This window comes from Curtobacterium sp. MCSS17_007 (assembly GCF_003234175.2).
Classification (GTDB): domain Bacteria; phylum Actinomycetota; class Actinomycetes; order Actinomycetales; family Microbacteriaceae; genus Curtobacterium.
Genome location: NZ_CP126257.1, coordinates 319,542 through 332,174, shown reverse-complemented (window position 1 = coordinate 332,174; position 12,633 = coordinate 319,542). Strand labels below are relative to the sequence as shown.

Here is a 12,633-nt window from a genome sequence, read left to right as displayed (position 1 = left end):
GACACCGCGCGACCGCGGCGTTCGCGACGGTCGGAGGGCTTGGAACAACTGGGTCTGCCACGCGGACGCGGCGGACCAGGGGTCAACGTTACGGGACGGCCGCGCGTGTCGCAAGCCGGGCCTCCCGTCCGGGCGGCCCGGAGGCGGCGCGACGCGGCGAGCGGGCACGATCTGTCTCGCTCGAGACCCCCGCCCGACGCATCGCACCCACGCCACGAAGAGCAGGCGGCGTGCCCTGCCCGCTCGACGACGCGCGCCGGAGACGACCGCCGGGGCCGACCAGGCCCGGGGCCCGTGCGCCGCTGGCGCCCCGCGCCCTACGGCCCCTCGGTCGGCTTCGGCGCGAGCGCCTGCACCACGAGCGCACCGAGCTCACGCGGCGCGGTGAACATCGGCCAGTGCCCGGTCTCGAGTCCGACGATCGTCAGGTCCTCCACCGCGACGAGCTCGGTCGTCCACGCGTGGTGCTCCGCGACCATCGCCGCGAGTTCCTCGGCGGGGATCTCGCACGACACCACGGTCGCGGGGATCGCGTGTCGAGCGGGGTCGGCGTAGTGGAACGGATCGGTCGGCACGGCAGCGGGCTCCGGGACCGCCCGCTCCTCGAACGCCCGCCGCGGCTCCGGGGTCATGCCGCGCACGGTCGCCGGCTCCCAGACGTCCCACGACGGCAGCGGTACGACACCGTCGACGACGGGCAGCTCGTCGTTGACGACGGCGCCCTCCGGACCCGGGAATGTGTCCACGTACAGCAGGTGCGCGACGAGCGCGGGCCGCTGGTCCGCGGCCATGAGCACCATCGGTCCGGCGCCGGAGTGCCCCGCGAGGGCCACGGGTTCGGCGTCCGACGCGACCTCGTCGAGGACCGCCACGATGCCGGCGACCTGCTCGTCGAGCGTGTCACCGGTCCGCGTGATCGCCTGGACGGAGTGCCCCGCCTCCTGCAGCACGGGCGTCACCTCGTCCCACGCGCTCGCGTCGAGCCAGAAGCCGGGCACCAGGATGACGTGCATGCGCGGCAGGTTACTCGCCGGAGCGCGCCGCAGTGCAGACCGCGCACTCGCCGAAGATGTCGACGACGTGGCTGGCGTTCGTGAAGCCGTTCGCGGCGGCGACCTCCTGCGCCCACCGTTCGACGGGGTCCGCCTCGATCTCGACCGTGCGGCCGCAGTTGCGGCAGATCAGGTGGTGGTGGTGCGCGTCGGTCGTGCACGCGCGGTACAGAGACTCGCCGTCCTGCTGCAGGGAGTCCGCGTCACCCTCGGTCGCCAGGTCGGCGAGCGCCCGGTACACCGTGGCCAGCCCGATCGTCGAGCCCCCGTCGCGCAGGTGCTGGTGGAGCGCCTGCGCGCTGACGAACCCCTCGGTGCCGGAGAGCGCGCTGCGCACGGCCTCACGCTGCCAGGTGTTCCGCTTCGGCTTCTGCACGGCGTTCATGCGGTGACTCCCTCCTTGCGGGCCGCGTCCGTCGACGCGTCCGTCCCGGTCTGGAGGCGCGGCTCGCCCCCGCCGGTCTGCTCGCGGTCCGCGATCCGGTCGCGTCCGCGCCTGTCCCTGCGCCCGCCGACGATCCGGCAGGCGACCCAGATCACGAACGAGATCGTCGTGACGTAGGGGCTGATCGGCAGACCGCCGCCGATGGCGAGCAGGATGCCACCGACGACCGACACGACCGCGAACACGGTCGACAGCACCGGCACGACGACCGGGTGCGACGTCAGCCGGAGTGCGGCGGCCGCGGGGGTGACGAGCAGCGAGAGCACCAGCAGCGCGCCGACGATCTGCACGGACACCGCGGTGGCGAGCCCGAGTGCGAGCATGAACACGATGGCGAGCGTCCGCACCGGGACCCCGGCAGCGGCGGCGACGTCGGGGTCGACGGACGAGAACATCAGCGGGCGCCAGATCACCAGGAGCGTCACGACGACGATCGCGGAGACGACGACGAGCGACGTCAGCTGCGGGTTGTCGACCGAGACGATCTGCCCGGTGAGCAGCCCGAACTTGTTCGCCGCCCGGCCCTTGTACAGCGCCAGGCACAGGATGCCGAGCCCGAGACCGAACGGCATGAGCACGGCGATGATCGAGTTGCGGTCGCGGGCACGGGAGCCGAGCAGCCCGATGAGCAGCGCCGCGACGATCGACCCGACGAGCGACCCGGTGACGACGTTCACGCCGAACAGCAGGGCGGCACTGGCCCCGGCGAACGAGAGTTCCGAGATGCCGTGCACCGCGAAGGGCATGTTCCGAGCGACGACGAACGGGCCGACGAGCCCGCCGACGATGCCGAGCACGGCGCCGGCCCAGATCGAGTTCTGCACGAGCACGAGGAGCTCGCCGTAGTCCTGGAACGAGAAGACGGTCGACAGGAGGTCCATCAGATCCGTCCTTCGTCCGGTGTGGTGGCGTGCGGGTCCGGGTCGCAGTGGTGGTGCGCACCGGTCTGGTCGTGGGCCTCGTTCGCACCGACGATGACGATCCGGCCCATGGTGCGGACGACGTCGACGGGCGTGCCGTACAGGTCGGTCAGCACGTCGGCGCGCAGGACATCGTCGGGGGCGCCGATGCGGAACCGGCCGCCGGCGATGTAGAGGACCCGGTCGACGACGTCGAGGATCGGGTTCACGTCGTGGGTGACGAACAGCACGGCGGCGTCCTGCTGCCGACGCTGCCGGTCGATGAGCTCGGTGACGCCGCGCTGGTGGCGGAGGTCGAGCGAGATGAGGGGCTCGTCGCACAGCAGCAGTGCCGGGTCGGCGGCGATGGCCTGCCCGACGCGGGTGCGCTGTTGCTCGCCGCCGGACAGCTCGGCGACGGGTGCGTCGGCGAAGGCGGTCGCACCGACCTCGTCGAGGATCCGGTCGATCCGCGCACGCTCGGCCCGACTCGCGGGCACGATCCCCCAGCGCGACCCGGTGACACCCTGCGCGATCATGTCCCGCGCGCGGAGGGGCGTGCCGGACTCCACCAGGCGCTGCTGCGGGATGTACCCGATCCTCCGGTGGCCACGGCGGACGGGCTGGCCGAGGAACGACATCGTGCCGCTCGTCAGGCGCTGCTGCCCGAGCACGGTGCGCAGGAGCGAGGTCTTGCCGGCGCCGTTCGGTCCGAGCACGGCGACGAACTCGCCCGGTGCCAGGTCGAGGTCGAGGTGCGACCAGAGCGACCGGGCGCCGTAGGACAGCGCGGCGTCGCGGAGTGCGAGCACGGCGGAACCGCCACGGCCGGTGGCCGCAGCGGTTCGCGAGTGGGTCTGGACCGCGGTCACTTCGTGAGCGCCTCCTGGATCGCGTCGATGTTCGCCTGCTGCCACGAGACGTAATCCTCCCCCTTCGGGAGCGTCTCCGTGACACCGACCACCGGGATGCCGGCCTGGTCAGCGGCCTTCTCGACCTGCTCGGTCTCCGGGCTGGACGTCTGCTCGTTCACCGCGAGCAGCTTCACCTGCTTCTCGCTGAAGAGCTTGAGGGTGTCGTTGAGCGCGGCCGGCGGGACGTCGTCGCCCTCCTCGATGGCCTCGGCGAAGGCCTCGGGCGTGACGTTGTCGAGCCCCATCGCGTCGAACAGGTACCCGGGCACCGGCTCGGTGTACGAGACCTTCTCGCCGTCGACCTCCGCCTTGGCCGCGGCGGTCTGCGACTCGAGGTCGTCGAGCTTCGCCGTGAGGGCCTTCGCGTTGCGTTCGAAGGTGTCGGCCTGCGACGAGTCGAGCTCCGTCAGGCGCTGCTCGACGTCGGCCACGAGCTTCACCATGGTCGGGTAGTCGTAGAACACGTGCTCGTTGAACTCCGGGTCACCGCCCTCGTCGAGGCCGGAGAGCTCCACCACGTTGATCGTGTCGGCCTTCGTGTCCGACGCCTTCGCCAGCGTGGTCATGAAGTCGTCGTACCCGCCGCCGTTCTCGATGAGCAGGTCGGCCCTCGACACCGCGAGCTGGGTCTTCGCGCTCGACTCGAACGAGTGCGGGTCCTGCGACGGGTCCTCGAGGATGCTCGTGACCTCGACGTCGTCGCCACCGACGGTCTTCGCGATCGAGCCGTAGACGTTCGTCGAGGCGACCACCCGCACCGTGCCGTCGTCGCTCCCCCCGGCTCCGGGCGACGAGGACGTGGCGCACCCGCTCAGCACGAGGGCGGCGGCGCCGGCGACGAGCGGCAGGGCGAGGAGGCGTCGGTTCTGCATGGAGAGGACGCTATGCCTAAGTGATAACGATTGTCAAAACCGTCGCGAGGCGGACGGGAGGCGCGGGACCCGCTGGCACCGCGCCTCCCGTCCACAGGACCGTCAGGGCTTCGTGGCCGCGGCGATCGTGTTCTCGGCGATCGTGTCGTCCTCGCGACCCGGTGTGCGCAGGTTCCACTTCTTGATCACGAACGAGAACAGGAAGTAGTAGACGACCGCGTACCCCAGACCGATGGGGATGAGCCAGAGCCCGCCCTCGGACTTGCCGAGGTTGAGCACGAAGTCGATCGCACCGGCCGAGAACGAGAAACCGTCCCGGATGCCGAGCGCGTTCACCAGTGCGAGCGACGTACCCGTGAGCACCGCGTGGATGACGTAGAGCGGGAACGCCACGAACATGAACGAGTACTCGAGCGGTTCGGTGATGCCCGTGACGAACGAGGTGAGCGCGGCGGAGAGCATGATGCCACCGACGAGCTTGCGGTTCTGCGGCTTGGCGTTGCGCCAGATCGCGAGCGCGCCGGCGGGCAGCGCGAACATCATGATCGGGAAGAAGCCGGTCTGGAAGATGCCCGCCGTCGGGTCGCCGGCGAGGAAGCGCGGGATGTCGCCGTGCACCGCCTCACCCGCCGCGTTCGTGAAGCTGCCGAGCTGGAACCACGGGAAGAAGTTGAGCAGCTGGTGCAGGCCGACCGGGATGAGCATGCGGTTCGCGAACCCGAAGATGCCACCACCGATGACGGCGTTGTCCGACACGGCCTGCCCGGCGGCGGTCAGCGCGATGTCGAAGTAGCGGTACACGAAGGACATGAGCACGGCGATGACGAGGCCTGCGGCCGCCGTGATGATCGGGACGAGGCGACGACCCGAGAAGAAGCCGAGGAAGTCGGGCATCTTCGTGCGGTGGAACCGCTGCCAGAGGTTCGCCGCGACGAGACCCATCACGATGCCGCCGAGGACGCCGTAGTTGATCATCTTCTGCTCGCCGTTCGCGTCCTCGACGCCCGCCAGGACGATCGGCGACATGACCTTCCAGACCTCGTACATGACCATGTAGCCGACGACCGCGGCGAGCGCCGTCGTGCCGTCCGACTTCTTCGCCCAGCCGATCGCGATGCCGACCGCGAAGAGCAGCGGCAGCCACGAGAAGATCGCGTTGCCCGCGGCGCCGATGACCGAGGCGCCCTGCTCGAACCCGGGGATCGCGCCGAGCATGTCGGTCTGGCCGAGACGGTTCAGGATGCCCGCGGCCGGCATGACGGCGATGGGCAGTAGCAGACTGCGACCGAGCCGCTGCGCGTTGGCGAAGAGCTTCGACTGCTTCTTCGGGGTCTTCTTCTCCGGCACGTCCGTTGCAGCAGCGGTGCTCATCGGCGTTCCTCTCGTCGTCGGGTGGAGCTCGGGGGGGAGTTGAGTCGTGCGTGCGGCGCAGGTAACCTCGGCGGTACCGCCGGTCCGGTCCTGTCCGGTCATGACCAGTTCCGTAGTCTGAACCTGCGACCTGATGCGTGTCAACCCGGTGCGAAAACCCGTAACGAGGAGGAAACGATGGCCGACATCAAGGCAGCCGACATCATCGCCGCGCTGGGTGGCGCCGACAACATCGACGAGGTCGAGGGCTGCATCACGCGCCTCCGCGTCGAGGTGGAGGACGGCGACCTCGTGGACAAGGCCGCGCTGCAGGCCGCGGGTGCACAGGCCGTCGTCGGGGGCGGTACCGGGTGGCAGGTCATCGTCGGGCCGATCGCCGACAACCTCGCGCAGGACATCCAGGACGAACTGTGACCGCGGTCCGGACCCCGTTCGCGGGCCCGGTCGTCGGACTCGCCGACGTGCCGGACCCGGTGTTCGCCGGGCAGCTCGTCGGCGCCGGGGTCGCGGTCGACCCCACCGGTGTCGAGGGGCCGGTCACCGCGGTGGCCCCGGTCGACGGCACCATCGTGAAGCTGCACCCGCACGCGTTCGCGCTCCAGGGCTCGGCGGGGACGGACGTCCTGGTGCACGTCGGCATCGACACCGTGAAGCTGCAGGGCGAGGGCTTCGAGCTGCTCGCGGCCGAGGGCGACACCGTGCACGCGGGCGACCCCGTCGTGCGGTTCACCCCGTCGGTGATCCAGGCAGCCGGCTACTCGCCCGTGTGCCCGGTGGTCGTGCTCGGCTCGGCGCCGGACTCGGTCGAGCAGGGCACCGTCGGCTCCACCGTGCGCGAGGGCGGGACCCTCTTCACCGTGTGACCCCGGCAGGGACCACCTGCCGGGGTCCGGTGCCCGGAGTGCTCGACGAGAGCGACAGGGCTCCCCGGAGATCCCGGCGGGCGCTGTCGCTCTCGCGCACCGCTCCGCCGGCCTCGCGCGCTACGCCACGACGCGGTTCGCCGTGACCTCCATCTGCACCCGGTAGCGGTCCGACCGGTACCACGAGCGGGCGTGCTCGACCGGCCGGTCCCCCGAGTACGACACCCGGTCGAACTCGAGCAGCGGCGCCCCGGTCCGTGTCCCGAGCAGGGTCGCCACGTCGTCGGCAGCGGGCGTGGCCGCGACGGTCTGCTGTGCGCGGTCGATGGGCGTGCCGTACTCGTTCGCCGCCAGGGAGTACACCGAGCCCGACAGGTCCCGCTCCAGCAGTCCGGGGAACGCCGACGCCGACAGCCAGGCGTCGTCGATCGACACCGGCGCCCCGTCGGCCATCCGCAGCCGCTTGAGGTGGTGCGCCGTGTCACCGTCACCGAGCCGCAGGGCCGCGACGGTGTCGGCCGGCGGGACCCGCTCCTCGCGCACCAGGACCACCGTCGTCGGGACGTGCCCGAGCGCCCGCATCTCCTCGGTGAACGAGGCCAGGTGCAGCGTGGACTGCACGGGCCGGTGCGCCACGAAGGTGCCCTTGCCGCGGACGCGCTCCAGGTACCCCTCGTTCACCAGCTGACCCAGTGCCTCGCGCACCGTGATCCGCGAGACGCCGTACTCGGCGATGAGCTGCCGCTCCGAGGGGATCGCCGCACCGGGCGCGAGCCGCGTGGTCGCGAGCTCGAGCAGGATCCGCCGCAACTGCTGGTGCTTCGGTTCGGCACCCTCGGTGATGCGGCTCGTCATGCGTCCTCGTGCTCCGTTGCTTCCCTGTCGTGCTGGTCCGCCTGCTGGTACTGGGCGGACATGACCAGTCGTCCTCACAGTAGCCAAGCCGATGCGAGAAGCCAATGCCGTGACAAGATGACGCCCGTGACCTCGGTGGTGATCGTGGACGACGAGACGCTCGTCCGGTACGGGTTCGAACTCATCCTCGGCGCAGCGGCGGACATCGACGTCGTCGCAACGAGCGGTGACGTCGACGCCGTCGAGACCGTGCGCCGACACGCCCCCGACGTGGTCCTGCTCGACGTGCGCATGCCGCGGGTGAACGGGCTCGAGGTGCTCGCCGCACTCCGCGAGCTGCCGGAGCCGCCCGCCGTGGCGATGCTCACCACGTTCGACACCGACACCCAGGTCGTCGCGCGTGCGATGGAGTCCGGTGCGTCCGGGTTCCTCCTCAAGGACACCGACCCCGAGTCGCTCGCCGAGTACGTGCGTGCCCTCGCCCGCGGCGGGATCGTCCTGGCACCGGGCCTCGACCGCACCCGTCTGTTCGCCCGCCGTTGCCCGACGCCTGCACCGAGCCTGTCCGACCGGGAGCACGCCGTCGTGCGACTCGTCGCCGAGGGCGCGAGCAACCCCGAGATCGGCCAACGCCTCGGGGTCAGCACGGGCACCGTCAAGGAGGACGTCCGGGCCCTGCTCTCCACCTTCGGCGTCACCACCCGCGTCCAGCTCGCGCTGCGCGCGGCGGAGGCCGGGCTGCTCGATGGCTGACCGCGTCGCCGTCGGTCGCGTCCGTGACCGGCTCGCGCGGACGGACGGGAGGCTCGACGCACTCGTCCACGCCGGCCTGCGCTGGGCACGGGCCCACCCCGCACCGCGATGGCTGGTCGACGTGCTCTTCCTCGCGGCCGCGGTGGTCGACGCGGTGCTCGACATCGCGGGGGCGACCACCACCGAGATCACGGTCTCGGTCATCGCCGCACTCGCGCTCGTGCTCCGGCGCCGCCTGCCCGTGCTCACCTTCGCGCTCACCATGCCCGGCCTGTTCATCGGCTCCGGTGTGGTGGCGGCGAGCATCGCCCTCTTCACCCTCGGCGAGCGCACCGACCGGCGTTGGCTCATGCTCCTCGCCGCGGTCGTCCAGTTCGTGGGCTTCAGCGGCTTCGTCGTCGGGCCACCGCAGCAGCTCGACGAGATCGTCGTGTCGATCGTCTACGCGGCGATCTTCGCGCTCGGGCCGCTCGCGATGGGGCTGCTCGTCCGGACCCGGGCGGACCTGGTCGACCGGATCGCCGAGCTCGGGGCGTCACGGGCCGAGGAACGCCGGCGCGCAGCCGAGGTCGCGCTCTCCCGCGAGCGCGCACTGCTCGCCCGTGAGATGCACGACGTCGTGTCGCACCAGGTGACCCTCATCGCGGTGCAGGCCGGCGGCGTGCAGATGGCCGGTCGGGACGAGCGCGAGCGGGCGTTCGCCCGGACCATCCGGCAGCTGTGCGTGGTGACCCTGCAGGAGCTGCGCGAGATGGTGCAGGTGCTCCGGGCGTCCGGCGGCACCGACCGCGAGATGGCCCCGCAGCCCGTGCTCGCCGACCTGCCCCGGCTCGTCGCGGCGAGCGGTCTCGAGACCGCGGTCGCCGTCGACCTGCCGGACACCCTGCCCCTCCCCGTGCAGCGCGCGGTCTACCGGTTCGTGCAGGAGGGCCTGACGAACGTCCGCAAGCACGCACCGGGGGCGGCCGTCCGGGTGAGCGGTCGGCTGCACGGCGACCAGGTGCTCGTCGACCTGGTGAACGGGCCGGCTCGGGCGGACCGGCTCGAGCTGCCGGGCTCGGGGCTCGGGCTGATCGGCCTCGGGGAGCGGGCGTCGCTCCTCGGCGGCCGGTTGGAGTCGGGTCCGCAGCCCGGCGACGGGTTCGCACTGCACCTCCGCCTGCCGGTCGAGCACGTGCCCGCTCCGACCGGGGGCTGACGATCGGAGGAGACCGGGTGGCCGATCGGCCACCCGGATCCACCCCGCAGCCCGATGCGGCGGCACGCCCGTCTGCGCTGTGATGACACCGTGGCACCCGCATCCCTCCTCGCACACCTCCGTCGCGCACCGGTCTCCGTGGCCACCGCCGTCGCCGCCGTCGTGCTCGTGATCACCGCCCGCATCGCCCACGCCGAACCGGACTTCCCGCACCACCCACCGGTCGCCCTGCTCGCCACGGGCGCCGTGGTGCTCGCGGTCGTGCTCGCCGAGCGGGCCCTCGGGTCGCTCCGCACGCTGGTCGTCGGCATCGGCGCACCGGTGCTCGCCGTGCTCGTCACCCTGCTCACGGTGACGGTCGGCCAGGCGGCCGGAGAGGCCCATGCCGAGGCGGCCGCCGGCGAACCGCTCTTCGCGCCGTCGATCGTCGCGACGGCGCTGCTGGGAGCCGCGTCCGCCGCGATGCCCGCCCAGCGACGACACCGGGTCCGTGCCGTGCTCTGGACGGTCGTGCTCACGCTCGTGCTCTTCGCGGGCCACGGCTCCGACCTCGCCCGCGCCCTGGCGACCCTGTTCGGGACCGCCGCCGGCGCGTTCGTCGTGCACCGTGCCTCCCGTCCGGCGGCCACGACGACGGAGGCGACGCCGACCCCGACACGCAACCCGCGCACCCTCGTCGTCGGCGTGCTCGCGGCGCTCGGCGCCGGCACCCTCGTCACGCTCGTCGTCCCGGAGCCGGACGGGGTGCTGTCCCCGTTCGCCGACGCGATGAGCGACCGCGCGACGTTCGTCGTCGGCGTGCTCCTGCTCGGTTCGGCCTGGCTCGTGCACCGGGGCCGTCGCGCCGGGGTCCTGCTCGCGGCCGGGGTCCTCGTGACCCTCACGGCCGTGCTGTCCGACGTCTTCCTCATCGAGCCGCTGTCCGACGGGGCGGTGCAGTGGCACGGCCTCGGCGTGGACGCCGTCGAGTGGCAGGTCACCCTGCTCGGCGCGTGGCTCGTGCCCGCGGCCGTGCTGCTCGCGGTCGTCCTCCTGCGCGACCGCCTGGTGCGCGGCCGGTTCCGGGCGGCGCCGTCGTGCAGCGAGGACTACCGCGGCATGCTCCGCCGTGGTGACGCCGGCTCGCTCGGCCACATGGGCACGTGGCAGGGCAACGCGACCTGGACCGACCCGGAGGGCCGTGGCGCCGTGGCGTACCGCGTGTGCGCTGACGTGGCCCTGACCGTCTCCGACCCGGCCTGTGCCGCCGCGGACCGGGCCGCCGTCCTCGCCGCCTTCACGACGTTCTGCGAGCGCAACGGCTGGGTACCGGCGTTCACGAGCGTCCACGAGCCGGTGCGCGAGATCCTCGTGGCGCAGGGCTGGACGGCGCTGCCCGTCGGCGTCGAGTCGGTGCTCGACGTGACGACCTTCGACCTGCGCGGGAAGAAGCGCCAGGACCTCCGGACGGCCTCGAACCGGGCCGACCGTGAGGGGGTCCGTGACGAGTGGACGACCTTCGACGCCCTCGACCCCGCCCAGCGCGCGCAGGTCGAGACCGTGTGCGCACGCTGGGCCGCCGACCGTCGACTGCCGGAGATGGGCTTCACGCTCGGCGGCCTGCGCGAGCTGGACGACCCGTCCGTGCGGTTGATGCTCGCGGTCACCGCCGACGGGCACGTCGACGCCGTCACGAGCTGGCTGCCCGTGTACGAGCACGGGGCACTCGTCGGGTACACGCTCGACGTGATGCGACGCGCGGACGACGGCATGCCCGGAGTGATGGAGTTCCTCATCGCCCGGACCGCCCTGCGCGCCCGCGAGGCCGGGCTCACCACGATCAGCCTGTCGGGCACCCCGCTCGCCGTGCACGACGACGCCGGGCCCCTGGTCGCCCGGGGATCGCGCCTGCTCGCGCGGGTCCTCGAGCCGGCGTACGGCTTCCGGTCGCTGCAGCGGTTCAAGGAGAAGTTCGGCGCCCGTCACGAGCCCCTCTGGCTCCTCGTGCCGAGCGCCCTGCTGGCGCCCCGCGTGGGGCGGGCCCTGGCCGGGGCCTACGTGCCGGGCCTGCGTCCGCGGCACCTGTGGGCCCTGCGGCAGGCGCACACCTCGGCGGCGGCCCGGGCCGACGCCGGTGCGCGCGCGTGAGTCCGACGGAGTGGTTGCTGGCGACCCAGCTGCAGGCACCGTCGAAGCTCGTCCCCGCCGACACGGCGTTCGTCGTGCTCGCGCTCGTCGTCCTGCTGCCGGCGGTCCGGCAGTGGCGCTCCCCCACCGCCTGGCGACGGGTCGTCACGCGCGCCGCCATCGCCGGCGCTGCCGCGCTCGTCCTCCTGGCCGTGTGCTGGTTCCTGACGCACGTCGTCGACCTGTTCGGTGTCGCCCTGAGCCCCGTCACGCAGATGTGGACCGCGTTCGCCGCGGCCGGTCTCGCCCTCGCCGTCACGGGGCTGGTGCAGGGCGGGCGCTGGCGGCGGACGGTCGCCGTCCTGCTCGTCCCCGCGACCCTGGTGGTGCCCGCGCTCGGCGTCAACGTCGAGTTCGGCAAGTACCCGACCCTCGGCACGGTCGTGCAGTCGGACCCGTTCCCCGCGCTCGACCTCGACGCCGTCCCGTCGGCCACGATGCCGTCCGCGGGGGTCGTCCGCACGGTCGAGATCCCCGGACGCCGCTCGCACTTCGACGCCCGGCCGGCCGTGGTCTGGCTCCCGCCCGCCGCCCTGGTGCGGGACCCGCGGCCGCTGCCCGTCGTCATCGCGTTCTCCGGGCAGCCTGGCGCTCCCGGCGACCTGTTCACCGCCGGACGCCTGGCGGAGCCGTTGGACGCCTACGCCGCCGCACACGAGGGGCGGGCGCCGATCGTCGTCTCGGTGGACCAGCTCTCGGCCCCCGGGCGCAACCCCATGTGCGTCGACTCGGCACTCGGCAACGTCGCCACCTACGTCACGCGCGACGTCCCGGACTGGCTCACCACGCACCTGCCCGTCACGACCGACCACCGGGCGTGGGGCCTGACCGGCTTCTCGCAGGGGGCGACCTGCGCGATGCAGTTCGTGACCGGTCACCCCGACGAGTTCGGGGCGGCACTGGCGGTGTCGAGCGAGCTGCAGCCGATCGACCAGGGGCCACAGCACAGCGCCGACCAGGCGTTCGGTGGCTCGACCGCACGGTGGCGGGCCGCGGCGCCGATCGCGCAGATGCGGGCGAACGGGCTCGGCGGACACGCGCTGTGGCTGACGGCTGGGTCGGCCGACCGGGAGTTCAGCGAGAACGCACGGAAGCTCGGTGCGGCCGCGCGGAAGGCCGGGGCCCGGGTCGAGGTCGGGTCCGCACCGGGGAGCGGTCACGACTGGAACACGGTGCAGTGGTCGTTCCGGTCGTACGTCGGGCCGCTCGCGGACGCGCTGTCCGCGGCTGATCGCTGACGGCCGC

13 protein-coding genes are annotated in these 12,633 nt (G+C 72.6%); 6 read left to right on the top strand and 7 right to left on the bottom strand.

Going from position 1 to position 12,633, the window contains the following annotated elements; all coding sequences use genetic code 11:
- Positions 1-317: 317 nt before the first annotated feature.
- From DEJ22_RS01685 to DEJ22_RS01660, 6 genes are all read right to left on the bottom strand, one after another.
- Positions 318-1,013, bottom strand: a complete 696-nt coding sequence (locus DEJ22_RS01685) for an alpha/beta fold hydrolase (protein WP_111226857.1) — start codon at positions 1,011-1,013, stop codon at positions 318-320.
- A 10-nt stretch (positions 1,014-1,023) separates the two neighbouring features.
- Positions 1,024-1,437: a Fur family transcriptional regulator gene (locus DEJ22_RS01680; protein WP_111226858.1), complete on the bottom strand. Its 414-nt coding sequence runs from the start codon at positions 1,435-1,437 to the stop codon at positions 1,024-1,026.
- The gene (locus tag DEJ22_RS01675; protein ID WP_111226859.1) at positions 1,434-2,378 is read right to left on the bottom strand and encodes a metal ABC transporter permease; all 945 of its coding nucleotides are present in this window, start codon (positions 2,376-2,378) and stop codon (positions 1,434-1,436) included. Before DEJ22_RS01675 ends, DEJ22_RS01680 begins: the two co-directional genes overlap by 4 nt.
- Complete coding sequence (locus tag DEJ22_RS01670) at positions 2,378-3,268, bottom strand: metal ABC transporter ATP-binding protein (protein WP_111226860.1); 891 nt, start codon at positions 3,266-3,268, stop codon at positions 2,378-2,380. Before DEJ22_RS01670 ends, DEJ22_RS01675 begins: the two co-directional genes overlap by 1 nt.
- Complete coding sequence (locus tag DEJ22_RS01665) at positions 3,265-4,182, bottom strand: metal ABC transporter solute-binding protein, Zn/Mn family (protein WP_111226861.1); 918 nt, start codon at positions 4,180-4,182, stop codon at positions 3,265-3,267. Before DEJ22_RS01665 ends, DEJ22_RS01670 begins: the two co-directional genes overlap by 4 nt.
- A gap of 102 nt (positions 4,183-4,284) precedes the next feature.
- Complete coding sequence (locus DEJ22_RS01660; protein WP_111226862.1) at positions 4,285-5,553, bottom strand: PTS transporter subunit EIIC; 1,269 nt, start codon at positions 5,551-5,553, stop codon at positions 4,285-4,287.
- A gap of 123 nt (positions 5,554-5,676) precedes the next feature.
- Here DEJ22_RS01660 and DEJ22_RS01655 point away from each other — a divergent pair, with 123 nt between their 5' ends.
- The gene (locus DEJ22_RS01655) at positions 5,677-5,967 is read left to right on the top strand and encodes a PTS sugar transporter subunit IIB (protein WP_258379608.1); all 291 of its coding nucleotides are present in this window, start codon (positions 5,677-5,679) and stop codon (positions 5,965-5,967) included.
- Complete coding sequence (locus tag DEJ22_RS01650; protein WP_111226863.1) at positions 5,964-6,416, top strand: PTS sugar transporter subunit IIA; 453 nt, start codon at positions 5,964-5,966, stop codon at positions 6,414-6,416. Before DEJ22_RS01655 ends, DEJ22_RS01650 begins: the two co-directional genes overlap by 4 nt.
- A gap of 120 nt (positions 6,417-6,536) precedes the next feature.
- Here the strand turns inward: DEJ22_RS01650 and DEJ22_RS01645 are convergent, their stop codons facing one another.
- Positions 6,537-7,271, bottom strand: coding sequence for a GntR family transcriptional regulator (locus tag DEJ22_RS01645; protein ID WP_111226864.1), 735 nt, complete (start codon positions 7,269-7,271; stop codon positions 6,537-6,539).
- Positions 7,272-7,388: 117 nt separating this feature from the next.
- Between DEJ22_RS01645 and DEJ22_RS01640 the strand changes: the two genes are divergently transcribed.
- The 4 genes from DEJ22_RS01640 (at position 7,389) to DEJ22_RS01625 (ending at position 12,626) form a co-directional block, all read left to right on the top strand.
- Complete coding sequence (locus DEJ22_RS01640; RefSeq protein ID WP_111226865.1) at positions 7,389-8,024, top strand: response regulator; 636 nt, start codon at positions 7,389-7,391, stop codon at positions 8,022-8,024.
- Positions 8,017-9,222: a sensor histidine kinase gene (locus DEJ22_RS01635; protein WP_111226866.1), complete on the top strand. Its 1,206-nt coding sequence runs from the start codon at positions 8,017-8,019 to the stop codon at positions 9,220-9,222. Before DEJ22_RS01640 ends, DEJ22_RS01635 begins: the two co-directional genes overlap by 8 nt.
- 90 nt (positions 9,223-9,312) lie before the next feature.
- Positions 9,313-11,349, top strand: coding sequence for a bifunctional lysylphosphatidylglycerol flippase/synthetase MprF (locus tag DEJ22_RS01630; RefSeq protein WP_111226867.1), 2,037 nt, complete (start codon positions 9,313-9,315; stop codon positions 11,347-11,349).
- Complete coding sequence (locus DEJ22_RS01625; RefSeq protein ID WP_146241737.1) at positions 11,346-12,626, top strand: alpha/beta hydrolase; 1,281 nt, start codon at positions 11,346-11,348, stop codon at positions 12,624-12,626. Before DEJ22_RS01630 ends, DEJ22_RS01625 begins: the two co-directional genes overlap by 4 nt.
- Positions 12,627-12,633 lie beyond the last annotated feature (7 nt).